Source organism: Mycoplasma nasistruthionis (assembly GCF_006228185.1).
In the GTDB taxonomy this organism is placed as follows: Bacteria; Bacillota_I; Bacilli_A; order Mycoplasmatales; family Metamycoplasmataceae; genus Mycoplasmopsis; species Mycoplasmopsis nasistruthionis.
Genome location: NZ_CP040825.1, coordinates 310,608 through 335,585, shown reverse-complemented (window position 1 = coordinate 335,585; position 24,978 = coordinate 310,608). Strand labels below are relative to the sequence as shown.

General features: G+C 28.0%; 26 protein-coding genes. 12 read left to right on the top strand and 14 right to left on the bottom strand.

The genetic code is table 4. The features are described from left to right. From gatB to FG904_RS01330, 6 genes are all read left to right on the top strand, one after another. Positions 1-1,155 carry an Asp-tRNA(Asn)/Glu-tRNA(Gln) amidotransferase subunit GatB gene (gatB, locus tag FG904_RS01345; protein ID WP_338044343.1) on the top strand — a complete coding sequence of 385 codons (1,155 nt, stop codon included), beginning with the start codon at positions 1-3 and terminating at the stop codon, positions 1,153-1,155. A gap of 29 nt (positions 1,156-1,184) precedes the next feature. Continuing rightward, entirely contained in the window at positions 1,185-1,421 is a 237-nt protein-coding gene (locus FG904_RS03450; protein ID WP_338044342.1) for a GatB/YqeY domain-containing protein, read from the top strand. After that, entirely contained in the window at positions 1,405-2,502 is a 1,098-nt protein-coding gene (locus FG904_RS01340) for a YhjD/YihY/BrkB family envelope integrity protein (protein WP_139592143.1), read from the top strand. Before FG904_RS03450 ends, FG904_RS01340 begins: the two co-directional genes overlap by 17 nt. 23 nt (positions 2,503-2,525) lie before the next feature. Further along, entirely contained in the window at positions 2,526-2,828 is a 303-nt protein-coding gene (locus tag FG904_RS03445; protein ID WP_338044341.1) for an OB-fold nucleic acid binding domain-containing protein, read from the top strand. Further along, positions 2,792-3,883, top strand: coding sequence for an asparagine--tRNA ligase (gene asnS, locus FG904_RS01335; RefSeq protein ID WP_338044346.1), 1,092 nt, complete (start codon positions 2,792-2,794; stop codon positions 3,881-3,883). The genes FG904_RS03445 and asnS overlap by 37 nt, the downstream gene beginning before the upstream one ends. 111 nt (positions 3,884-3,994) lie before the next feature. Beyond that, entirely contained in the window at positions 3,995-5,185 is a 1,191-nt protein-coding gene (locus FG904_RS01330; protein ID WP_139592142.1) for a phosphopentomutase, read from the top strand. A 54-nt stretch (positions 5,186-5,239) separates the two neighbouring features. Here FG904_RS01330 and FG904_RS01325 read toward each other — a convergent pair whose 3' ends face one another. The 7 genes from FG904_RS01325 to FG904_RS01295 all read right to left on the bottom strand — a co-directional run bounded on the left by FG904_RS01325 (position 5,240) and on the right by FG904_RS01295 (position 13,393). Beyond that, positions 5,240-6,928 carry a lipoprotein 17-related variable surface protein gene (locus FG904_RS01325; RefSeq protein WP_139592141.1) on the bottom strand — a complete coding sequence of 563 codons (1,689 nt, stop codon included), beginning with the start codon at positions 6,926-6,928 and terminating at the stop codon, positions 5,240-5,242. Positions 6,929-6,957: 29 nt separating this feature from the next. Then, the gene (locus FG904_RS01320; RefSeq protein WP_139592140.1) at positions 6,958-7,401 is read right to left on the bottom strand and encodes a hypothetical protein; all 444 of its coding nucleotides are present in this window, start codon (positions 7,399-7,401) and stop codon (positions 6,958-6,960) included. A 62-nt stretch (positions 7,402-7,463) separates the two neighbouring features. Continuing rightward, positions 7,464-8,186 carry a pseudouridine synthase gene (locus tag FG904_RS01315; protein ID WP_139592479.1) on the bottom strand — a complete coding sequence of 241 codons (723 nt, stop codon included), beginning with the start codon at positions 8,184-8,186 and terminating at the stop codon, positions 7,464-7,466. Further along, entirely contained in the window at positions 8,186-9,490 is a 1,305-nt protein-coding gene (locus FG904_RS01310; protein ID WP_139592139.1) for a glucose-6-phosphate isomerase, read from the bottom strand. The genes FG904_RS01315 and FG904_RS01310 overlap by 1 nt, the downstream gene beginning before the upstream one ends. 119 nt (positions 9,491-9,609) lie before the next feature. After that, positions 9,610-11,397 (bottom strand): molecular chaperone DnaK, encoded by a 1,788-nt coding sequence (gene dnaK / locus FG904_RS01305; protein WP_139592138.1) that lies wholly within the window; start codon positions 11,395-11,397, stop codon positions 9,610-9,612. A gap of 89 nt (positions 11,398-11,486) precedes the next feature. Beyond that, the gene (gene grpE / locus FG904_RS01300; RefSeq protein ID WP_139592137.1) at positions 11,487-12,341 is read right to left on the bottom strand and encodes a nucleotide exchange factor GrpE; all 855 of its coding nucleotides are present in this window, start codon (positions 12,339-12,341) and stop codon (positions 11,487-11,489) included. A gap of 14 nt (positions 12,342-12,355) precedes the next feature. Beyond that, entirely contained in the window at positions 12,356-13,393 is a 1,038-nt protein-coding gene (locus FG904_RS01295; protein WP_139592136.1) for a heat-inducible transcriptional repressor HrcA, read from the bottom strand. Positions 13,394-13,715: 322 nt separating this feature from the next. Here FG904_RS01295 and FG904_RS01290 point away from each other — a divergent pair, with 322 nt between their 5' ends. After that, the gene (locus FG904_RS01290; RefSeq protein ID WP_139592135.1) at positions 13,716-15,707 is read left to right on the top strand and encodes a coiled-coil domain-containing protein; all 1,992 of its coding nucleotides are present in this window, start codon (positions 13,716-13,718) and stop codon (positions 15,705-15,707) included. Positions 15,708-15,799: 92 nt separating this feature from the next. Here the strand turns inward: FG904_RS01290 and FG904_RS01285 are convergent, their stop codons facing one another. The 4 genes from FG904_RS01285 to FG904_RS01270 all read right to left on the bottom strand — a co-directional run bounded on the left by FG904_RS01285 (position 15,800) and on the right by FG904_RS01270 (position 18,382). After that, positions 15,800-16,063 (bottom strand): HPr family phosphocarrier protein, encoded by a 264-nt coding sequence (locus tag FG904_RS01285; RefSeq protein ID WP_139592134.1) that lies wholly within the window; start codon positions 16,061-16,063, stop codon positions 15,800-15,802. A gap of 72 nt (positions 16,064-16,135) precedes the next feature. Further along, a complete protein-coding gene (locus FG904_RS01280) occupies positions 16,136-17,653 on the bottom strand; it encodes a phospholipase D-like domain-containing protein (RefSeq protein ID WP_139592133.1) in 1,518 nt (505 codons plus the stop codon). A gap of 40 nt (positions 17,654-17,693) precedes the next feature. Beyond that, positions 17,694-17,939 carry a DUF2188 domain-containing protein gene (locus FG904_RS01275; RefSeq protein ID WP_139592132.1) on the bottom strand — a complete coding sequence of 82 codons (246 nt, stop codon included), beginning with the start codon at positions 17,937-17,939 and terminating at the stop codon, positions 17,694-17,696. Positions 17,940-17,941: 2 nt separating this feature from the next. Beyond that, positions 17,942-18,382, bottom strand: a complete 441-nt coding sequence (locus FG904_RS01270; protein ID WP_139592131.1) for an RpiB/LacA/LacB family sugar-phosphate isomerase — start codon at positions 18,380-18,382, stop codon at positions 17,942-17,944. Between the two features lie 104 nt (positions 18,383-18,486). Here FG904_RS01270 and FG904_RS01265 point away from each other — a divergent pair, with 104 nt between their 5' ends. From FG904_RS01265 to era, 5 genes are read left to right on the top strand one after another with little or no spacing between them, the layout of a single operon-like run. Continuing rightward, the gene (locus tag FG904_RS01265; protein WP_139592130.1) at positions 18,487-20,514 is read left to right on the top strand and encodes an Mbov_0121 family peptidase domain-containing ABC transporter; all 2,028 of its coding nucleotides are present in this window, start codon (positions 18,487-18,489) and stop codon (positions 20,512-20,514) included. 31 nt (positions 20,515-20,545) lie between these two features. Further along, entirely contained in the window at positions 20,546-20,875 is a 330-nt protein-coding gene (locus tag FG904_RS01260; RefSeq protein ID WP_218936997.1) for an MAG1140 family protein, read from the top strand. A gap of 40 nt (positions 20,876-20,915) precedes the next feature. Then, positions 20,916-21,380 (top strand): rRNA maturation RNase YbeY, encoded by a 465-nt coding sequence (gene ybeY / locus FG904_RS01255; RefSeq protein ID WP_139592128.1) that lies wholly within the window; start codon positions 20,916-20,918, stop codon positions 21,378-21,380. Between the two features lie 5 nt (positions 21,381-21,385). Continuing rightward, positions 21,386-21,784: a cytidine deaminase gene (cdd, locus tag FG904_RS01250; protein ID WP_139592127.1), complete on the top strand. Its 399-nt coding sequence runs from the start codon at positions 21,386-21,388 to the stop codon at positions 21,782-21,784. A 1-nt stretch (position 21,785) separates the two neighbouring features. After that, entirely contained in the window at positions 21,786-22,688 is a 903-nt protein-coding gene (gene era, locus FG904_RS01245) for a GTPase Era (protein ID WP_139592126.1), read from the top strand. A 41-nt stretch (positions 22,689-22,729) separates the two neighbouring features. Here the strand turns inward: era and FG904_RS01240 are convergent, their stop codons facing one another. The 3 genes from FG904_RS01240 to FG904_RS01230 are packed head-to-tail and all read right to left on the bottom strand — an operon-like array spanning position 22,730 to position 24,964. After that, positions 22,730-23,164, bottom strand: coding sequence for a 23S rRNA (pseudouridine(1915)-N(3))-methyltransferase RlmH (locus FG904_RS01240; protein WP_139592125.1), 435 nt, complete (start codon positions 23,162-23,164; stop codon positions 22,730-22,732). After that, positions 23,164-23,928, bottom strand: a complete 765-nt coding sequence (locus FG904_RS01235) for a hypothetical protein (RefSeq protein ID WP_139592124.1) — start codon at positions 23,926-23,928, stop codon at positions 23,164-23,166. The genes FG904_RS01240 and FG904_RS01235 overlap by 1 nt, the downstream gene beginning before the upstream one ends. After that, entirely contained in the window at positions 23,918-24,964 is a 1,047-nt protein-coding gene (locus FG904_RS01230) for a restriction endonuclease subunit M (RefSeq protein ID WP_139592123.1), read from the bottom strand. The genes FG904_RS01235 and FG904_RS01230 overlap by 11 nt, the downstream gene beginning before the upstream one ends. Positions 24,965-24,978 lie beyond the last annotated feature (14 nt).

Here is a 24,978-nt window from a genome sequence, read left to right as displayed (position 1 = left end):
ATGCACAATTTTGAAACAATTATTGGTATAGAAATTCATATTGAATTAAAAACTAAAACAAAAATGTTTTCACCAGCTCCAATTGACTTTTTTGCTGAACCTAATACTCACGCGCATCAAATTGACTTGGCATACCCAGGTACTTTACCACAAGTCAATAAACAAGCTGTTAAATATGGAATTGCATTAGCCAAAGCCTTAAACATGCAAATTGATGATGAGTTACATTTTGATCGCAAAAATTACTTCTATCCAGATTTACCAAAAGGATATCAAATCACTCAATTTTATAGACCAATTGGACAAAATGGAACAATTCAGATTAAAACATCACAAGGTTTAAAAGAAATTAAAATCGAAAGAATTCATTTAGAAGAAGACACAGCAAGACAACACCATGAACAAGATGGTACAAAGCTAGATTATAATCGTGCCGGAATTCCCTTAATTGAAATAGTAACTTATCCTGTCATTCAAAACGCTGAACAAGCTGCCGCTTATGTGGATATGATTAAAAAAACCGTTTTAGCATTGAATATTTCAGAAGGTAAGTTAGAACAAGGTTCATTAAGAGCAGATATCAATATTTCTTTAAGACCTTACGGTGTTGATAAATTTGGAACAAAAGTTGAAATTAAGAACTTGAATTCAACTTCAAATATCAAAAAAGCAATTGAGTTTGAAATTCAGCAACAACGTAAAAAACTACTTTTAAATGAACCAATATTACAACAAACCAAAAGGTATGATGATACAACTAACTCTAACGTTGTAATGAGAACCAAAACAGGAGCAGTTGATTATAAATACTTTCCTGATCCAAATATTCCAGTAATTAAACTGTCAAAACAATTCATTGACTCAGTTACAATAAACGAATTACCATTACAACGTGAAAAACGTTATTTAGATGCAAATATTCAAAACATTTATGTTCAAAGCTTGATTGATGATGTTGAACTAGCTAACTATTTTGATTCAATTAAATATCCGGATTTAGATAAACTATCAAAAGTCTTTTTTGCTGAAATAGTCTCACTAGCTAATTCAAAAACTCTACACCCAACACAATTAAATATTAAGCCTTTATATATTCAAGAGGCTTTAAACTTATTAGATCAAGGTGTTTTATCAGGAAAATCACTTAAAAATTAATTCCGCTTTTAGTTGATTTTGATGGTAATATGGAAGATTTATTAACACAACATAATCTAAAACAGATTTCAGATCCAAAATTAATTACAGATATTATTAAACAAATTATTGATTCAAACCCTACAATAGTAGCAGAATATCCTAACCGTCCAGAAAGAGTTACTAAGTTTATCTTAGGTAATTTGATGGCACAAACAAATGGACAAGTTAATCCACAAGTGTCAAACCAAATTATGGAACAAACATTAAATGAACTTTTTAAATAAAAATAAACCAACTGATTATAAAAAACTAATATCTCTGAAAAATAAACGTAAAAAATTTAAAAATTTTCATTCAAATCTTATTTTTCCAGATCGTTTTTTAATAGTTGAAAAAATTTATCAATTCATAGTAAAAGATTTAATTATTAGTTTCTTTGCATTCATCTTACTTTATTTCAAAGAAGCTAAAAGCCCTAGAAAAAGACGTAAAAAAGTTATTGACACTGTTTATGCTAGGTTTGTAAGTAAGGAATACAACTTTATCTGACTATCAACCGCTTTTTATTTGCTAGTTTCATTTGTACCTGTTATTTATATCGTTTATCTAATTAACCTATTTTTAAGCAATATGGATTGGTATAACAATGCGATAGGTTCAGAGTATCAAAATTACTTTTTTAACTTAATATTAGGTCGTTTTTTAGCAGGGGCAAATAACTACTTAGGAGAAATATCAATCAGTTTATCCAAAACAGATGAATTAAGCTGACATACTTTACTTCCTTGACTGCTTTTATTCCTTTCAGCCCTATATATTTCTAGTTCTGGTTATGAGAAATTAGTTTCAGCTAACAATTATATTTATGATCATTACAAAATAGGAACATATTGAGGGAATAAATTTAAAGGGCTTTTATTAGTGCTTTTTGTTGCGTTTTGATTGTGATTTATATCAACATTAGACATTTTGATTGAAAAACAATTTGTAACAATAGTTGATAATAACATTCAAACTAGTTTTGCCAACAATTTGATTTATATTATTTTTACAATTATTTTCTTTTACACCTTAATGCTAGGCTTATTCAAATTTGCACCTTCATTTAAAAATAATTTTAGTTATCTAAATAAAGGAGCAATATTAGCTGCTGTACCAATAATTTTATTAGTTCTTTTATTTCAAACGATTAATAGTTATTTCAGTTATAGTAAATTTGGTAGTGTGGTAGGATTTTTCTTATCAATCGCTTTCTTTATTAACTGATTCGCTTACTTTATGTTTTTAGGTATAACGTTTAACGATGCTTATTACAAAAACTACATTAGTGCTAGAACTATTAATAAAAAGTCATTATTTTTATAATTCAATAAATCAAGGAGTATTTTATGCATTTAGTTAAAAACTTTTTACTTAAACCAGGCTTTTATGATGGTTGAGTAGATGTAGAAGTTAAGGGATGAATCAGTTCTAATAGAGGGAATAAAAAAATTCGTTTCATCGAATTAAACGATGGGTCGACTGTTAAAAATCTACAAGTTGTTTTCAAAGGAACTGAGTTTGATTTTGACTTATTAGATCAACTAAAACCAGGCTCAGCACTAGTAGTTAAAGGAAAATTAAACGCTACACCTAATTCACCACAGCCAATTGAATTAGTTGCAGAACAAATTTTGGAATACAAAAAATAGCAGAAGATTACCCAATTCAAGGGCAAGAAATTAACTTAGAAACTTTAAGAGAAATACCACATTTAAGACACCGTACTAACTTACTTCGTTCAGTTATGTTAATCCGTTCAACTTTAGCTCAAGAAGTTCATAAATACTTTATTGCTCGTGATTTTCATTGAATGGCTAGCCCTATTTTTACAAGCAACGATGGAGAAGGTGCTGGAGAAACATTTTTAGTTTCTGATAAAAATACTAATAATGCCTTTTTTGGTAAAAACAAAAAAGCCACATTAGGTGTAACAGGTCAATTACATGGTGAAAGTTATGCAATTGGGATGAATAAAATTTACACATTTGGACCAACATTTAGAGCTGAAAATTCAAATACTAAAAAACACCTTGCGGAGTTTTGAATGATTGAACCAGAAGTGGCATTTTACGATTTAAAACAAATTATTGAATTAGCTGATGATTTATTAAAAGTTGTTATTAGAAACACAATTGCAAAACACCCGTTTGAATTTAAATATTTAACAGAAAACTACAAACCAGATTTATTACAAAATCTCGAGATCTTTTTGGAGAATAAAGTCAAAACACTCGATTACTCAGAAGCAATTTCGAAACTAGCTGAAGTTAAAGAAATTTTTGAAAACAAAGATATTAAGTTTGGTCTAGATTTAGGTACAGAGCACGAAAGATATTTAACAGAAGTAATTTACAAATCACCAGTAGCAGTAATTAATTTCCCTAAAGACTTTAAAGCATTTTACATGTATCAAAATGATGATAACAAAACTGTAGCAGCTTTTGATTTACTAGTTCCTGGAATCGGTGAATTAATAGGTGGTTCACAACGTGAAAGTAATTATGATAAACTTCTAAAAAGAATTCATGAATTAAATATTGATGCTGATGATTTACAATGATATTTAGACCTGAGAAGATTTGGACACATGCAATCTTCAGGATTTGGTATTGGATTTGAAAGATTGGTAATGTACGTTACAGGAATTGATAACATTCGTGATGCAATTCCTTATCCACGTACTCCTGGAAACATCAAAATGTAACTTTTCAACTTTGCAAAAAAGTTAATCGAATAATAAAAAATAATTTAAAATTAAATAGTTAATATATTAAGTAAAAATATTTATTTTTACACTGCAGGAGAAAAATTTATTATGGCAAAATTTAAACGTGTTTTTATGATCGTTACAGACGGTTTAGGAATTGGACCAGATAAAGATCAAAAAAGATTCGGTGATGATGGTGCTAACACTATTAGATCAGCTTCAATGGTTGAAGAATTCAAAATTGATACTTGAAAAAAATTAGGTATTGGTAACATTACAGACTTAAACGGAAACTATAAAGTTGCTCAACCGATGGCTTATATGGCTAAAGTTCAAGAAGTTTCAAATGCTAAAGATACTTTAGCTGGACACTGAGAAATGATGGGTATTAAAACTATGGTGCCATTTCCGACATTTGCTGAAAACGGTTTCCCACAAGAATTAATCGATGAATTATCTAAAGCGTTTGATGGGAGACCAATTGTTGGTAATAAAGCTGCTTCAGGTACAGAAATCATTAATGAATTAGCACACAGAGAAAAAGCTGAAGGTGCTATTATTGTTTATACATCAAACGATTCAGTGCTTCAAATTTGTGGACATGAAGAATGAACAGGATTAGACAACTTATACAAATATGCTAAAGCTGCAAGACAAATTTGTTCATCACGTCCTGAATGAAACGTAGGTAGAATTATTGCACGTCCATACATTGGTGAAGAAGGAAACTACACAAGAACATTCAACCGTCACGACTATGCTAATAAACCACATGAAATGACATTAAACAGATTACAAGAAAAAGGTGTTGAAGTTATTTCAGTAGGTAAAATTAACGATATTTTTGTAGGTCAAGGAATTACAAGACACTTACCAAGTGGATCAGATGCCGCTGGATTAGACATTACAATCGATTTAGCTAAAACATTAGAAGGTGAAAATAAATTTGTTTTCACAAACTTAGTTCAATTTGACTCACACTTTGGACACAGAAGAAATGTACACGGATTTGGTCAAAACATTGCTGATTTAGATGCCAAATTAGGGGTGTTAGTAAACGCATTACGTGAAGATGATTTATTAATTATGACATCAGACCACGGAAATGACCCATTATTCCCAGGATTTAACCACACAAGAGAATACTTACCAGCAACAATTTACTCAAAATCATTCAAATCACCTAAAGTTTTACCAGTTATTAATGGTTTAGGAACATTAGGAAACATTATCGCTAAAAACTTCGGTGCTGAAATGTCATTTGAAGCAGGTGAAGATATTTTTGAAAAATTACAATAATTCAATCATTAAATTTGCATAATAAAATCACGTCATTGACGTGATTTTTATTTTCTATTTTACAAAATAAACATTAACATGCTGGTTCAATACAACTTGCTTTTCTGAAGGGTTTTCAGAAGTAGAGTTAGCAATATTAAATGTAATTGTGTAATGCAATTTAGCATTTAATTTATTTTTTGTTGTATTAGCTCACTCAAAACTATCCATTTGCTTAAATTCAATATTCATATAATTTAAATATAAACCAGAAGCAACTCCGGTTGTAGTGTTGTAAATTTGTTGAATAGTTTGAAATTCATTACCAATATTTATTCTGAAACGATTATTGTTATTTGCTTGATATGACTTAATTCCTGTGTTGTCTTGACTTTCTCTTAGTACTAGAAAGTTTTTATTTCCAACTATTTGCATATATTGTGCATCAGTTAATGCAAAATTCTGCGAATTAGCTTTAAAACTATCAATTAATGAAGGTTGAGATGTTTTGAAATCTCCTGAAATAGTAACTGTAAACAATTGTTCTAAAGCTTGCTGATCTAGCGCTTTAAATCCAGTGATTTCTTTAGTTACAAATTCACTAGTAATTGTTTGTCCGTCGATTTGAACTTCTAAATATAAACTTAAATATAAAGTACCAGTTAAATCATTTGCAGCCATATTAGATTTAACTGATATAGCCTCATTTTGATACATTCTGTAATTTTCATTTAAACCAAAAAACTCAGTAGTTAAATCTACTTCATTGCTTCTAGCGAAATATGAAGAAGCATAAGATGAAGCTAGATTATCCACTTCTTTTTTAACTAATTGGTTATTTACCAAGTAATTTAAATATTCAACATCTGTGTATGAAGCTTCAACATTTACTTTACCAGTATAAACAATTACAGATTCATTATTTTGCTGATTGTTTTCAAACACTTTAGCAGTTTCTTTTAAAGTTAAATCAACCTTATATTGATTATTTTCTTTTACTAATTGTATTCTAGAAACTTCTACATCACTGTTTTGGAAATCTGTAATAGTTTTCACTATTTCATCTTGCCCATTTAGTAATTTAATTGAAGTTATATAACCTAAGATTGTTTCACTGTTTTGGTTTAACAAGTTTTCTAAGTTTGTTTTATTTTGTTTTAGTTTATCTAAATTAAATTCGATTTGAACTTTGTGATATGAAACTATTTTAGAAAGACCTGAAATAGTAACGTTTTCAGATAAATTAACTGAACCATAATTACCATTAATTCTAAAAGTCATATCACCAGTTTTGTCACTGTATGAAATAACTTCTATTCCTGATACATTGTATTTTTCTGTATTTTTAGTAAATGTTTTTAACAATTCAGCTACTTGTGAAGGCAACATTGATTTGTTAATATTTAAGTTATCTAACAAAAAACCATATTTAGTAATAGTTAATCCATTTAATTCTTTACCTTCAAGAGTTTGTTCATCATTATTTTGCCTTGGTTGATCTGGTTGAATTGGAGTTTCAGGGTTGGTGTCTGGTTGTTTAGGATCTACATCAGGTGTAGGATTTGGTTTGGGTTGATCTGGCTCAACTGGTTCAACGCTTGGCTGAGGTTTTTTATCAGTATTGTTATCGTCTTTTTGCTTATTATCCTTATCTTTGTTTTTTTCTTCAGGTTCAACAACTGGTTGTTTACATGAAGCAGAAATTAGTGAAATTGATAATAAACTAGCAGGGAAAATAACAGAAAATAGTTTTTTTAATTTCATTTTATCCTTAATATCAATAATAAAAGTGTTTATTTGGCAAATCCAGAAATAGTTACGATTTCTTCTAATCTACCGAAGCTTGGATTTTTATAGTACCCTGTTGGTGCAAAAGAAATTGAGTTTGTTTCTGTATCAACATTAAGTTTTGTTTTTGTTGATATATCATAATTAATTTCTGAGCCAGCTGGATTACTTCAAAGTTTTTTAGAAAAGATTTTTTCTTCAGCTTGTTGTAATGTCATTTGGCTATTTAAACCAAAAATATCAATTAAATATTTATATCTATTAATTTGTAAGCCATTTACTTCTCCACCGCTTTTTTCTGGAGCAACTTCATTTATAATTGGCTCTGAACTATATTTTGGAGCTTCAGGTTGTGGTGTTACTGTTCCAGGTTCTTCGGTAACTGCTGGATTTTGATCATCATTTTCATTATTTCTTTTCTTCTGTTTTTTGGTCTGTTTTGTTTCCACATGAAGCAGAAAAAGCAATAACAGATAAACTAGTTGGCACTAAAGCTAAATTGAATAAATTTTTAAATTTCATAATCATCCTTTTTGTTTATATTTTGAATTTGTTGTTGATTTAATTTAATGTATTGTCCATAATCTAAATTAAAGTTTTTTAAATCTAAATTCCCAAATTTAAAACGATGTAGTTGCATAACTTTCATACCAAAATTTCTAAACATGTTCTTAACTTGGTGGTATTTACCTTCAACAATAGTTAAATTAGCTTCATCAAGGCTTATAAGTTCTAATTTAGCAGGTTTATAACTAATACCATTGCTGTCAGTAAAACCGTTTTTAAATATTTCAATTAATTCACTTTTTATCTCTTTATCTAATTTTACAAAATAAGTTTTATTAATGTGCTTTTTAGGTGCTAAAAAATTATGTGTTAGTTCGCCATTGTTAGTTAAAAGTAACAACCCAGTAGTGTCTTTATCCAAACGGCCAATTGTGTGAAAAGTTTTTGGATTTATTTCTTTTACTAAATCAAAAACAGTCTGATTAACACTATCATAATTAGCACATACATAACCTTGTGGTTTATTCAACAAATAAACTTCAGGTTGATTAAAAAATTCTAACCTTTGATTATTGTAATAAACAATATCATTGATTGTTATTAAAACAGGACTTTTAATAATGTTTTCATTAACCCTAATTTGTTTTTTAGCAATTAATTTTTTAACTTCTGACCTAGATATACAAAGCTTTTCGGCTAAAAATTTCTCAATTCTAATTTTTTTCATTATTTAGTTAGCGATGTATAAAAGTTTCTTTTATATACATCAACCCCCGGTTGATTAAATGGGTCGTTTAGCAAATTATTAGCTAAATAAATAACTAAAAATTGTCAAAAGAAAATAATTTGTCCTAAAGTTTGTTCATCATATTGTTTAAAAATAATTTGATTACTGTCATATAAATCATAATTAATCAAATTGCTATTGTTGTTTTCTCAACTATTAGTTTTACTTTTTGAATTTAAAAAGTTTAAACTATCAAATTCATTTACACTAATCAAAGCATTTTGGTTAGAAACTAAAGATGAATTTAACAAAATTGTAGTTATATATTTATTGTTATATAAGTTGGCTAAATTTTGCTTATCAACTACTGATATTTCAGTTCATAAACCACTACCATTTTTGTTTAGCGCCTGGTTTGATAAGGTTTGACATCAACCAGTTAGATAATCAATTTCCGGGTCATTATAATAAATTTTTTCAATTAAGAAATCTTGGTTAAGTAGGCTCATTTTATAGTCTAAAATATCAAAAAAACCTTGAAATTGTGGGTCTTTTGATTGCAGAGCTTTATACATTTCAACTAAACCAATTTGCAATTGTTTACAATTAACCCCGGCAGCTAAAAGTGGGAATAAAATCATTTCATTAATTTGTAAGTATCTAGTTGGTAATTCACTTTTAATCATAAACATAGTGTAATCATTGCTTGAAGCTAGTTTGTGTAAAGTTCCATCTTTTTCAAAAGTGGTTATAAAGATAAGTTTTTTAATCAGAACATGATCTAACTTTTCTTTAGCTATTCTATCTTGTAATTGTTTTCTGATTTCACGAAAAGCTATTCCTCCAGGCACTGATAAACCTGATTTTGAAATGTAATTAATGGCAAAAATATTATCTGGTAAATCTTGAAGTGTATAAACAATATCTTCCGGAGTTAAATTATTAGATACAAATTCAAGTTTAATTTGATTTTGTCTATCAGAATAAGGATTAAAAACAAATTGATAAATCATTTTTATTAACATTATTGAATCATCATCAGCAATAACATAAAGAGTTTTAATGCCTTTATCAATTAGGTCTCTAATGTACATATTCATAGTTCCTGAAATATATGAATAGTCTAGTAAATAAGACTGAAAAAGCCTACTTTCTAGCGTTTTAGATTCAGAATTCAGCATTGATTGAATAATTTCACTTTTAATACTTTTATTATTCTTGAATTTGCTCAATAGTTTTTTAGCAACGTTTTCTTTTTTTAAATTTAAGTTAATTGAATTGATTTTGGTTTTGATTTTCAACATAAATACCTGCGCCTGAAAAAGCATGAGATTTTAATTCAGTACTTTTTGTAATTTTATCAAATTCATAGATATATAAGGATAGAAAAACAAGGAACTAAGTCCTTGTTGTACCATGTTTATTACTCTTCAACTACTTCAGCAACTTCTTCATCACTTTGTGGTTTAGCATTTGCATTTGCTTGAGCTGAAGCATTAGCAAAGTTTTTAATTACTTCTTCAACTTGATCTAATTTTGTTTTTAGTTCATCAATTTTCTTATCAGCAATTAATTGTTCTAATTCAGCAACTAATTTTTCTGATTCTTCTTTAGCTTTAGCATCTAATTTATCACCTTGTTCAGCATTTGATTTCTTAATTTGAGCAATTAAACTTTCAGCTCTAATAATTGTTTCAGCTTCTTCTTTACGTTTTTTATCAGCTTCTTTGTTTAATTCAGCTTCTTTAATCATTCTTTGAATTTCATCTTCTGATAATTTAGATGAATTTGTAATTGTAATAGATTGTTCTTTGTTTGTTTTGACATCTTTAGCAGTAACAGTTGTAATACCGTTAACATCAATTGAGAAACTAACTTCAATTTGAGGAACTCCTCTTGGAGCAGGTTCAATACCTGTTAAATTAAATCTTCCTAATTGTTTGTTGTCAGCAGCCATTTCTCTTTCACCTTGAACAACACTAATTGTAACTTCTGTTTGATTATCAGCAGCTGTTGAGAAAATTTGAGATTTTGTTACAGGAATTGTTGTATTTCTAGCAATTAAAGGTGTAGAAACTCCACCTAAAGTTTCAATTCCTAATGTTAAAGGTGTAACATCTAGTAATAAAATGTCATCAATATCACCTGCTAAAACAGCACCTTGAATAGCTGCTCCAATTGAAACAACTTCATCTGGGTTAATTGAACGGTTAGGTTCTTTTCCTAAAGTTCTTTTTACCATTTCTTGAACAGCTGGCATTCTTGTTGATCCACCAACTAATAAAACTTCATGTAAATCAGTTTTTGAAATTCCTGCTTGCTTTAAAGCATCTTCAATTGGTTTTCTGGTTCTATCTAATAAATCAGCTGTCATTGATTCAAATTCACTACGTTTTAATTCTAATTCAACGTTAACTGGTCCTTCAGCTGTTACGGCTAAGAAAGGTAAATTAATTGTTGTTGTTGATTGGTTTGATAAGTCAATTTTAGCCTTTTCAGCTGATTCTTTAAGTCTTGACATAGCCATCTTGTCATTTTTAACATCATAATTGTATTCTTTTTGAATTTTTTCAATTAATCAGTCCACAATAGCATGATCTCAGTCATCTCCACCTAAGTGATTATCTCCACTTGTTGCTAAAACTTCGAATGTTCCATTTTCTAATTCAAGTACTGAAACGTCAAATGTTCCACCACCTAAGTCATAAACTAAAACTTTCATTGCTTTATCAGTTTTTTCTAAACCAAAAGCTAATGCAGCAGCTGTTGGTTCGTTAATGATACGTAAAACGTCTAATCCAGCAATTTTTCCAGCAATTTTAGTAGCTTCACGTTCAGCATTATCAAAGTAAGCAGGCACTGTAATAACAGCTTTTGTTACTTTTTGTCCTAATTTTGCTTCAGCATAATCTTTCATGTATTGTAAAATCATTGCTGAAATTTCTTCAGGTTTATATTCTTTATTGTTTGCTTTAACAGTTTTATCTGTTCCCATTAATCTTTTAATAGAAACAACTGTGTTAGGATTTGTTTCAACTTGTCTTTTAGCAGCATCCCCTACAATAATTTCATCATTTTTAAAAGCAACTACAGATGGTGTAGTTCTTTTTCCATTTGGATTTTCAAGCACCACAGGTGATTTATTTTCCATAACTGTAACAACAGAGTTTGTTGTACCTAAGTCAATTCCTAATACTATTTCTTTTGCCATATTAACTCCTTTAATAGTTTTTTATCCTGATATATAATTAATTATAACACAATTTAGCAAATTAACAATAAATTTGCTAAATATTTTGTTTAATCGTTTTTTACTAAAATAACTGATGCAGGTTTGATTAATCTATTATCTACTTTTACACCTGATCTAACTACTTTTAGAATTGTATTATTTGAATAATTTGTATTTTGCTCAAATCCAATAACTTCTTGGAATTCAGGGTTGTATTCTGTGCCAACTTCAGGTTGGATTAATGTTGCTCCATTTTGTTCTAAAACATCTAAAAATTGCTTTTGAACTAATGAAAATCCTAAACAATAATTTTTAACTTTAACATCATCTGAATTTTGACCAGCATTTACTGCTAGTACAAAATTGTTATAAGGGTCAATAAAATCATGTAAAAAGTTTTGCAGTGCAAACTTTTTGATTTGTTCTTTTTCTTGTTTTAGTTTTAAATTATTTTCGTCAAGTGCTTTTTGAATTTCTAATTTAGCTTTTTCAGCTAAATCGAATGCTTTTTGTTTTAATTCAATTTCCATTAATTGAACTTTTGCTTCAGAAGCAGCTAATTTAAGTTTCAATTCTTGGATTTGTTTGTTTAAATCAACATCAACAGTATTTGATTCTTTAACTCTTTGCTGTTGTTCAGCTTGTGAATCGTTTTTATTTTGATTTAAGCAATTAATGTTATTTAAAGTGATTATTGCTTTTTTCCCTGCGAATTCAGGAATTAAATAATTCTTCGGAATTCACATATTTACAATAAAAGGATACTTAATTTTACGATTAATAATAAGTTTGTCAAATCCTGGTAAATATTGATCTTTTCCTAAACAAATTTCGAATTTTTTTGAGTATTCAGGAACTACAAGTTCATCAATAATTAATTCAAAATCAGCAGTAATAATTTCGTTTAATTTAATTTTTTCCATTATTCTCCTTTTATTTACTTGTTGTTTTTAGACAAAATGTGATCTAAAGCTTTTAAAGCCACGTGCATTGCTGAATAGTTAGAAGTTGGACTTCCAACAATTGAAATTTCTGTTACTTTATCATTGCTTTGAATTTTTTTAGACATATATGAAGCTGTTTCGTTAACTAAAATCTTGACATCATCACTATCTTCAACTTGTGGTTGAAGCATTTCTCAGATTGAATGATTTTCCATAATGTCTAATAAATTATTTAATTCAGCACGTTTTATTTCAGAACTTAAAATCAAGTTTGATTTTCCATAAATTTTATTGCGGTATTTTTGAATTGCATCAAAGTCTTCGAAAACGTTAACTAAAAATGACTTAATCAATTCTTGATAATTGTTAATTTTTTGTTCTAAAATAGGCTTTATTTCTTGAATTTTAGAAACAACATTAATTAATTTAACATCAATTAAATATTCTCTGAATATTTTAACTGCAACTTTAATATCATTCATGTCAAATAAATTTTGAGCAGGATGAATAATTTTTGAAAACACTTCACCATTTGACATAACTAAAATTACTGTTGCACTTGACTGATCTAAAACGACCAAATCGACACTTTTTAATAAAAGATGCGATGTTTGATAATTAGTTGTAACAATTGTCAGTCCTGTCATTTCACTAATTAATTGTGCAGCTGTATCAATTGTTTGTTGATCTTCTAAGTTGCGCTTGTTAAATACTTCATCAAGCTTTAAAGTGTATTCATTAGTTACATTATTTGCCAGAAATTTAGCAAAATAATTTAATCCTTTTTGAGTTGGTATTCTACCATTGGTCTTAACTTCGTTATCCTTGGTTAAATAATTCTCTTTTTCTAAATCATTCATCAAATATCTTAATTTAGCACTAGAATAATTTAAACCATCAGTTGAACCAAAGTTTTTTAATATATATGCACTGCTGACTGCTTTCTTATTATTTTTCATATAAGCTAAAACAGTAAACTTTAATGCATCTTCCATTTTAGGACTTAATAGATTGCTTTTGTCTAATTTCATATAACAATTTTAACAGATTTTAGCAAAACAGCAATAAGTTTGCTAAAAATAATTTAAATCTTTTATTTTTAATGTGATAAAAAAGATTTGAATGTGGAACAAAAATAATAAAACATATTTATTTTAAATATATTTTAAAATTTGTAGTAAATAGTTATAACATATAAATATATATAATGAAAACTACATTTAAAGATGTATGAAATGAGAAATTTAAAGGGAAGGATGATAAATATCACTTAAACTTGATTTAAGGATCTTTATTAATAATGAAAAAAATTAGTAAGTGATTAATTGCCCCTGTAGCCTTTGGGCAATTACTATGCCTTTAGTGTCAGCTGCATGTAAATCAGAAAAAAATGACAGTAAAGATACACCAGGAAATAACAATGGTGGAAATAATAATTCAACACCAGCTGTTCAACCTACACCTGTAGTGACAGACAAAATAAAAGCTGAAGAAAATAAATATTCAAAATTCACTAGTGCATCACAGCCGGTTTCAGCACTTATTGAAAAAATTAAACAACCAATGGCTAAAACTGAAGATGCACAGCTAGCATCATCAACACACACCAATATTTTAAATTCAGTTATAAAAGCTTCGCCAGTTTATAACGAAATAATTGGTTTAATTCAATTACCAAAAGCAGAAGTTGTTAAGTTATCTGATTCTGACTTAGATGCAAAAGTGCAAATGATTAAAGCAAAAGGTCAAGAATTAGAAAACCAACTTAAAGAAGCTTACAAAGCTCAAATTAAAGCGTTAAAAGACTCGTTAGACAAAAAATGAAAAGAAAATGCTGAAAATAAAAAATTAATTGAAATCGTTGAAGAATCTGGTTCTCTTAAAGCTTTAAGCATGTACAACAAATCTTTAAAACATGATGAACAAATTAAAGTTATTGACACACTAGCTCTAAATGCATTAAAAGAAATTGCTAACACAGTTGTATATTATGTTGACTTAGCTGATAAACTAGCAAGAGAATATGCAACAAGTCCAAGAAAAGCAATTGAAGCGCCATTAGTTGAAGCAATTAAAAACTATGAAAAACTACAAAAAGATCTAGAACTAAAACTTCCAGAATATGCTTCGCCAGCTGTTAAAGTTTCATATTCAGGAGTGGGTGCTGCTATGGAGCAAGTTGCTGAATACAAAGCGTTTAAAGCAAAACAAAGCGATATTAATAATGCTAAAGAAACTATTGATTCATTTTCACCAGATAAAGTTACTCAATTGACAAATGAACTTAAAGAATTAAAACAAAAAGCTGAAGAAAAAGTAGCGGCTAGATTAGTTGAATTATTTAAAGCTCAAAAAGAAGCATTGAATGCTCCTTTCTCAGACCAACTGCCAGCTACACTAAAAGTTATTGCAACATCACAAAACGCCGACAAAGCGCTATCATATCTTGACAAATTAGAAAAACTAACAAAAACAGATGAAGAACTATCTGCTTTAGATATTAAGGCTAAAAAAGAACTAGCATTAGAAGCAACAAGTTATTACCAAAAAGCTCAATTGGCTTTATCTAATAAACTTTTCAATCCGAAGGTTGAAAAAGAATTAAATGATGCCACAGAAGCTTTTAAAGCATTAATTAAAAAAGTAGAAGATTTAATTTCGATATTAGACGCACAAACAGAAAAACCAGCTTCATTAGAAATGGTAAAAGTAAAAGTTAAATCTGCAAAAGAACTTGAAACAAATGATGATAGAACAAAAGAATGAATGACAGCTGTATCCAACGACTTAGAAGAACTTGCGGCAAAATTATCAAAAGAAGCTTCACAATTAAGAATTCAACAGTTATTTGCTTCAGTTGATAAAGCTCTGGAAAAAATAGAAAGCGAGAAAGTATTACCTGAATCAAGAATTAATGAATTGAAAGCAAAAAGAACAGAATTAGAAAACGAGTCAACAACAGACATCCAAGCATTCTTATCTAAACCAGCTTCAGAAATTTTTGTAAAATCAATTGAAATTAGAAAAACATTTCTAAATTTAATTAAACCAGAATTAAATGCTTTGTTAGACTCATTTGTAAATAAGTCAGTTGAAATTGCTAAAAAATTAAAAGAAAAACAACCCGACAATCAGATAGCAAAACAAGTAATCGATTTATTTGGTGAAAACGGTTCACAAAAAGAAAACATCAAAAGAGCACAAAACTTCAATAATTTTATAATAGGTCAAGATTGAGAAAAATTTGTTTTAGTAGTAGATCAAATTAAAAAACAATTTACATACACATACATCATGACACAACAACTAGGCGAAGAAAAAGCAGCAGAATCAACAGCAAAATAACAATAAGAAAATTCACTCATATGAGTGAATTTTTATTTCGCTAAAAAACAACAACAAAAAAGCTACTTATTTAAAGTAGCTCAATTATTTTATTAAATTAATCCGTTTGCTTCTAATGCATCTTTGATAGCTTGAAAGGCTTTATCTTCGTCTTCACCAGAAACTTTAACAGTAAATTCTGAACCGTGTTTAATTCCTAAAGCCATAATGTTCATAATTGATTTTAGGTTTGCTTCACGCCCATTATAAATTAATTTAGAGTCTGATTTGAATTTTGTAGCTATAGACACGATTAAAGTAGCAGGACGAGCATGTAATCCAATTGGATCACTAATTTTTGATGAAAATTCTTTCATTTAGCCTCCTAATTTAGCGCTTATTAAAATTATACATTATTAGATTACAAAATATGCAATTTTATAATCTTATTATATCAATGGTTTGGTTAAATCGAATACAAATTTCTCTATAACATTAGGATCTTTGTCCATTTGTGCAATATTTTCCACAGGATCACACTGTTGATCGTAGTGAGCAAAAATTTTCTTTAAATTACTAATTGCTTTACCTGTAATTACATCAATTGTTTCATATTGTGAATACATGCTACGACTGTCCATGTTGCTAGTACCAATTCATCCTATCTTATTATCAATAATTCCTGCTTTGGTATGTAAAAAGTGATGTTTATAAATTTTGATTTTCAAACCATATTTTTTATATTGTCTCAGCTGGAATAAACCAATTTTATGCACTGTTTTTTTATCAGGTAAACCAGGAAAATAAATAGTAACATCTACCCCACTTTTTAAAGCAATTATAAGCTGTTTTTTCATAGCTTCAGTAACAGCAAAATAAGGTGTACAAATCTTAATGGATTGCTTAGCACTTCCAAAAAGTTTTATTCATAACGCTTCTGCGTCTGAGTATAAAAAAGAAGGTGATTCAGTAATTAAATAAGCTTGAGAATTATGTTTAATTTGAGTTGAGTCTTCATAATATAATGAAGACTCAATAATGATATCTTTGTTAGTTATTACTTTTCAGAATTTGATGAAATGCAATATGTATTCGTTAATATACGGACCGGTAATTTGATAGTTTAAATCAATTCAGTGTCCGTATTTTTTAGAAAGTGAAGCATATTCATCTGATATATTATTTCCACCTGAATAAACTTTATTATTATCAATAATAATGAATTTTTGGTGATTACGAGTAAAACTGGCACTATTGATAAATGGGTAATAAATCTTACCAATAACACTTATTTCAATGTTAGGATGTTTATTAAGTGATCTCAATTTTCACTTTTGAGATAGCATGGCACCAAAATCATCAACAAGTCATTTGATTTTAACACCTTGTTGCGCCTTTTGGTACAAAATTTCATAAAACTCATTTGATATTTCTGACTTTTTAATTATGTAGGTTACTATATAAATTGATTTTTCAGCTTCTCTTAGTGATTTTAACAGCTTGTCGTAAAATCTATACCCTTCATGAAAAAACTTAAAACTAGCAGGTAAGACAATAGCATCATTTATTTTCTCTAAACTTTTTATCGGACTTTGATTTAGCTTTTTATGATCTAGGTTTAGAGCGCTTAAGTATGTGGTTAAGTTATATTTAGGATCTTTCGATATCTTGATTTCGTTTTTATTAACAAAAACTCTTCCATAAATGAAAAATAAAATGTGACCAAAAAACGGTAATAATAAAATGAAATATGTTCAACTAAACTTGGAATCGTGCTGTCTTTTTTGTTTGTATACCAAAAGGACAAAGACACAATTTAATAAATAAAATGAAAAAACAAATAAATAAATATATTTGTCGCTAACATTCAGTATTAAAATCGCAATTCCAGCAATGATTGAACCAAAAATCAATAATTGTACAATAAATAAAAATATTGTTTTTAAATTAAAACGATTGCTATTCATAATTCATTAATTTTAAGAAAATAAGCATCAAAATAGATGCTTATTTTTTATTTGAAGCGTAGTTTTGTCCACCTCTTATTTTTCCATTCATTCCGTGGATAACGTATCTTCCTTCATTGTTTTTAGCAATTTCTTTAGCGTAATCAATTGCTTCTTTTTGTGTAGCAAAAGTTTTAATTGCTTTTACTCCACCTTGTCTAATAACTTTTCAACCATCATCGTGTTGTGAAACGTGTCAAACAGCATCAAGTTGTTTTACTTCTTTATCTAAAATTTTATCTGCCATAATTAATCCTCATCTAATTGATCAATTCTTTCTTGGTGTCTTCCACCTTCGAATTGAGTTTTAATATATTCATCTAACATTTCTTTAGCTTGTTCAAATGAAACTTGTCTTCCACCAAACACTAAAACATTAGCGTTGTTGTGTTGTTTGGCTAAATGTGCATCCTCAACAGATGTAACACGAGCTGCTCTAATGTGTTTGTGTCTGTTTAAAGCATATGAAATACCTAAACCAGTTCCACAAACAGCAATACCAAATGAAGGATGGTTTTGGTCTACATATTCAGCTAATTGTTTACCTTGTTCTGCATATGAAACTGAAACTGCATCTGTATTTGGTCCTAGGTCAACAATTTCATAACCTAAAGATTTAGCATATTGAGCTAGTTCGTCTTTTAATTTGTAACCAGCGTGATCGCTAGCTAAAGCAATAACTTTTTCCATAATTTCTCCTTTGTGGAAATGTTTAATTAATAAAATTATACAAACTTTTAAGCTATTTGTTCTTTTTTAGTGCATTTTTATTAAATGTTTATTTAATAAATGATATGGAAAAACAAATAGACTCACGCGACTGTTCTTTGCATGTTTTGAGTTATTTTTATAAATACTTAAAATTCAAGGAAATAGACTTAAATGATTTAAAATTATCAACTAAATACTATCAAGAAGGAATCAACATAAATGACTATCAAAAACTCTGCAATGATTTGGGTTTAGATATAGAAATTTACAATTGCGACATTATTACACTTCAAAAACTCGATAAAGATCAATTTCCAGTAGCTGGAATAATAAATAATGGACAAAATATGCACATGATTGTAATTGAAAAATACAGTTACAAAGGCATAAAAGTATATGATCCGACTTTAGGAACAAAATGATACAAACCAGAGGAATTTAATAACATTTTTAAAAATGTTGTTATTGAATTTAACAAATCTAACATTGTTTCAATTCCTGAAAATGTAAAAACAAATAAGATCAATTGAAGTTTTAGCAAATATTCATTATTTTATTTACTGATGCTTTTATTTGAAGCAACTTTATTGTTTTTAATTCCATACTTTAACAAAATTATGCTTGATAAAGTAATACCAAATAAACTTTATAACCATTTAATTTACTTATTTATCATTTTTATTGCCATTAATTTATTTAGTTTACTTATTAAGTTATTGTTCAAAAAAGTTCTTGAAAAAATAATAATGTATAAAACACAAAAATATCTCCATACCTTTGTCACAAGCTTAAAAATCAACAATCAAAAACAAATAGCAAATTTATCGTCGCTTGAATGTAAAAATAGGTTGTATGCAATTACTAATATTGCGCATTTTGAAGTAACTTTTATAGCAGATGTATTTAGCAGTATTTTAACATTTATTTTAGCTTTAATTTTGCTTTGAAATATAAACTTAATTTTAATGCTAACAGTAGGGATTTACAGTCTTATAAACCTATTAATAGGGGCATTTAGTAAAAGTTGATACAACAATTATTATCCAATTATTTTAAATAATCAACTAAGTAATGATCAACATTTTAATAATTACTATAGTTATATTCAAAATATTCACTGTAAATCATTAGAACAAAAACTTTTTGTTGAATTTTGAACCTCACTAAAGTCATTGAACAATAAATCGATCAAATTTAAATATGTATCGATAAATTTAGAATCTGTTAGCTATTTTTTAGACACATTTTTTCCTATGATAGTACTAGTTTTAGGTTGTATTCAAATATGAAATCAAAAACTAAATACAATTGATTTAATTTTCTTTCTAACAGGCGTTTCTTTATTTACTAGACCGGTTAAAATGATTATTCCATTAATTAATTCATATACAGAATTGAAAAAATCACTTTTAATGCTGAATTACTTTAACTTTGACAAAAACAAAGTTAAAAACACTGCATTAATTAATAGCCCTATTAAACATGTTAAATTAACCAGCGTTTTATATTCATATACTTCAAATCTGAATCAAAGAGCACTATCAATTAATAATTTTATAATTGATAGCAACATTAGACTTATAGGTGCTAATGGAAGTGGAAAAACTACATTGTGCGGTATTTTATCAGGTTCAAAACATTATGATGATGGCGCATACTATGTCAATGAACAAAAAATAAACCCTTTTTATGATTTGAAATATCAGCAACAGACAATTTATTTAGGCAGTAAAATGGATTTAAATATTGCACTAAATCAATATTTAGAAATAGAAACTATCAATCAATTTGCAAACCTGTTAAGCTCACCTAATTTATTAAAAGTGGCTAAAAGGTTAAATTTATATTTAAATGATGATTTAAATATAAACAACTTATCATCAGGTCAAAAACAATTTATTCAAATCTTAAAAGTTCTTATTCATGATTATTCGTTTGTAATTTTAGATGAAGCTTTTGAACAGTTAGACACAGAAACCTTTGAGTTGCTAAAACAAGAATTGTTAACTAAACTTCAAAAGTCATTAGTGGTTGAAATAAGTCATAATGGCAGATATTTATACCCAGATAGCAAGGTTGTGAATGTACAGGATATTAATAAGATCGTATAAATTTGAAATGTTTTTGTGTGTTCTTTTGTTGATGATCTTAGGTTTTTTGGTTTATTTATTTTTCAATTTACAACTAGATGAATATAAGCAAGTTTTAATACGTTTTGAAGCAGACGACTTAGTACTTTATAATGTCAAAGCGGATGATTTAGAAATTGAACCATTAAACATTAATTACACCTTGAACAAAATAACTTATAGCATTACAGTTGATAATTTTTCAGTTAATTCAACCAATAATATTGTTATTGTTCATAAAAACTTAGCTAATTTGATGAATGAGAATAATTTACTAGAAATAAAAGCTTCAATTTTGACTAAAAAGCTTAATATTCTGGACTATATACTCAATATTTCATAATTTAGCATATGGCTTAAAAATATCAGTATATAATTTAAATATGACTAATGACATTGAATTAAATATTGATAACAAAATTAAGCGCGCCACACCTTTTGAGGCTGAAATGATGCAGATTTTAGATAATTTTAAACAATATTTTAAAATCAAACAGCACATTATAGTTGATGTTAGTATAGTTTCTAAACAAAAAATTAGAAAACTAAATGCTATACACCGCCAAAAAGATTATGTCACTGATATTTTATCTTTTGGTTTTGAAGCTGCTGATATTTATCAAAATTTACCAGTTTATCACCTTGGTGAATTAGTTATTTGCTGAGACAAAGTCGAAGTACAAGCTAAGGAATTCGGCCATTCAATTAGACGAGAATTTTGTTATTTATTTACTCATGGGTTGGTTCATTTAAAAGGTTATGATCATGAAGTTGAACAAGAACGGATTGTAATGAATCAAATTGTTGATGATATTTTCAAGCCTTTGAATATAACAAGAGAGGATTAATTATTATGTTATTTGATAGATTAAAAGATTTATTAAAACACGCTTACGTGCCATATTCTAAATTCCCTGTTGCAGCTATTGCAATTGATGAAAACGGAAAAGAACATTATGGAGTTAACGTGGAAAATGCTGCATATCCATCAGGTTTATGTGCAGAAAGAAGCGCCCTATTTGGTTCAGTAGCTTATGGTGGTAAAGTTGGAACATTTAAAGAAATCCACATCATCAGCGGTAAAAATGAAATTATTAGCCCTTGCGCAGGTTGCAGACAAGTTATGACAGAATTTTTCCCATTAGATGCTAAAGTTTACCAGTACAGCAACGATGGAAAACAATTAAGAGTTAACACAGTTAATGAACTTTGCCCATTCAGCATTAGAGCAGAAGAAATTACAATTAGATAATATGAAAATTTGCTTTGCAAGTATAGTAGGTAGACCAAATGTAGGTAAAAGCAGTTTGTTAAATGCGATAGTTGGATTTAATGTTGCTATCGTTACAGATACAGCACAAACTACAAGAGATCAAATCACTGGTATTTATACAGAAGGTGATGAAAAAGATGGACTACAAATTATTTTCACAGACACACCTGGAATTCATAAACCTTTAAATAAATTAGGTGAAGTTCTGAATAAAAATGCTTTTGAATCTTTAAAAAATATTGATGTTGTTTTATTCTTAAGCCCTGCTGATGAAGTTATTGGTAAAGGCGATGAAATGATAATCGATAAGATTAAAGATTTCCCAAACAAAATAGCAGTTATTTCTAAAATTGACAAGATAAAATCTAAACCTGAATTATTACTTCAAAAAATTGACTCTTTAAAAGAGTTAGGATTTGACAATATAATTTCAACAGATGTAAAAGATGACAAGTCAGTCTATGCTTTAATTGATGAAATTGCAAAATTTAGTCAAGAAGGTCAGCCACAATATGACTTAGACTACGTAACTGACAAAACTGTTAGATTTTTAGCTAAAGAAATCATTAGAGAATCAGCAATTAATGCTCTATATGATGAATTACCTCACTCAATTGCGGTTGAAGTAAATGAGTTTAATGAATTAGAGCAAGAAGATGGTTCACTAAGATATGCTATAGATGCAATAATTTACGTTAAAAAAGCATCACAAAAAGGAATGGTAATTGGAAAAAGTGCTGAAAAAATTAAACAAATTGGTAAAACAGCACGTTATAAAATTACTAAAGAACTTAACGCGCCGACAACTTTGACTTTGAAAGTCAAAGTTGCTAAAAAATGAATTAATGATCCAGATGCTTTAAACAAATTTGGCTACAACTAAAATAACAAAAAATATCTGACTAACTGTCAGATATTTTTTGTTTACTTGTGATAAGTAATGTTGTTTTTAATTGTAAAACCACGATAAATTTGTTCCACTAACATAACTCTAAATAATTGATGCGGAAAAGTCATTTTTGAAAAATTGATTTGATTTTGAAAATATGTTTCATCAACACCATTTGAACCACCAATAATGAAAGTAATATTATCTTTTTCGGTATATAACTTAGAAAACTCAACAGAGTCAAGTTGTTTACCTCTTAGAGAAAGATAATAAACTTCAGAATTTTTAGGTATCTTTTCCAAAATAAGCTCAGTTTCTTTTTTAATTTTTAGATCAATATTTTCAATTTTCTGTTCTTTAATTTCAATAATATTTAACTTTGCAAAGTAATTAATTTTCTTAGCATAATCATTAAACAAAACTGTATATTCTTTTGACAAAGAACCAACGGCAATAATGTTTAATTTCATTATTTCTTTCTTGTTTCAACTTGACCGACAAGAAGCTTAAAATCTACAGGGTTCAATCCTGAAATTAAGTAGGCGTCAGATAATTTTTTAGGCATTGCCTTTTTTAATATTTGCACTGAAACTCTAGATAACCCTAAATCATCATAGTTAATATTTACAGGAATGTCATAATCGTTAAAATAAATTTCTTTGTTTAATTTATATCTTAAAATCTGTGCTTCAAATAATTCTTCAATATCTTTAATTGTTTTAACTTCAACTAAATCTTTTAACTTGAAATCGACTTTATAACCTGAACCTGTTGCTCTTTTAGGATTTGTATCATTGCCACGAAAGTGAGAATTACATTTTTTTCCATAAAGATTAAATGTTCCACCAGTAGAATTGAATTCAAAATCATTCTTGTTAAGAAATGTTAAATATAAACTATTAGGAGCTATATCAATAAAACACACCATATCTCATTTTTTTGATGATTTTATTCCTTCATGTTGGAATTTATTATTAACGTCTAAAGTAGCTAATTTTACTTCTATTTTTATTCCGTTGACTTCTATATCTCAGTCACCATGTGCATTATTAACATACACAACACTTTTGTTTAATGCAGAAAAAACATCTTTTAAAAAGTGTTCTCCAACTCTACCTCTCTGATCTATGGATAAATGTTTTATTAAATAAAACTTATCATTCGTATTTCAATTAGATTTAATATTTTCATCAATAATTAGTTTTCTTAAATGATCTAATATATTAATTATCATAATTATTTTCCATTTCTTTTTCTAACGCGTCCAAAATAATTTGTGTCCTTAAATTATTTGCACCATTAGTAGATTTAAAACTCACTTCAGATCAAACAATTCTTTTCAAAGCTTCTTCAACTTTTTTTCTTTCTTTTAATATTATTACTCCATACCCTCTCTTGTTTGGTAGTTCAATAAAAGAATTCTTGCTTTCAATCTTATTAAATGTAGTTGAAGGCAAATATAAGTCGCAACTGTCTAAAAGTTTCACGTTTCTTTTGTTGCTAGGTTTTTCCCCATCAGAAAGAGCAACCACTTTGATATAATCAGATTTTTTATTTTTTGTTGAAATGATTTTCACTTTTTTACTATTTAGTCTGGTTCATATCTGAAATATAGCATTAACACTTATTTTCTTTTTGTTTGGGTAATGAAAATTATTTTCGACCGCAAACTCTTTTACTAATTGTATTTTTTTTGAGACTCTTAACATTGGTGAGCCTTTCCCATTTGAGTTAAAAAGCGGAGGAAGAACAAAGCAAATAAAGTCAGCGAACTCAGCAGCAAAATTCATGAATTTTAAAGCGAGTTGTCCTCTTAAACCAAAGGGCGGATTACCAATGACTATATATTTTTTTTCATTATTAGGCTTAAAGTCAAAAAAATCCATTTTTTGAATAAGTTCATGTTTTGGTTCAATGTCAATTGAAATTGAATCTATATTTTTTGGAAAATTAAAGGTAAAAGATCCTTCTCCGGCACTAGGCTCAAGAATAGTATATTCAGATAGATCTATTTCATAATTTGTTTTTATAAAATTTAAACTTTGTTCAACTAATTTTTTAGCCAGTTTTTTATGAGTAAAAAACATATCATATAATTTATATTTTTTATTTTCATCAACATTAATCTCATATTGAAAACCATTTAATTTATTCAAATCTCTAAAATAGTTTACAGGAACTTTCTTTAAGTCAATTCATCTTTTTATAGTTCCGGTGTGAACATTTAGCTCCTTAGCTAATAAATTGACGCTTCATTTTTCTGAATTCAAGAACTCATCTTCAA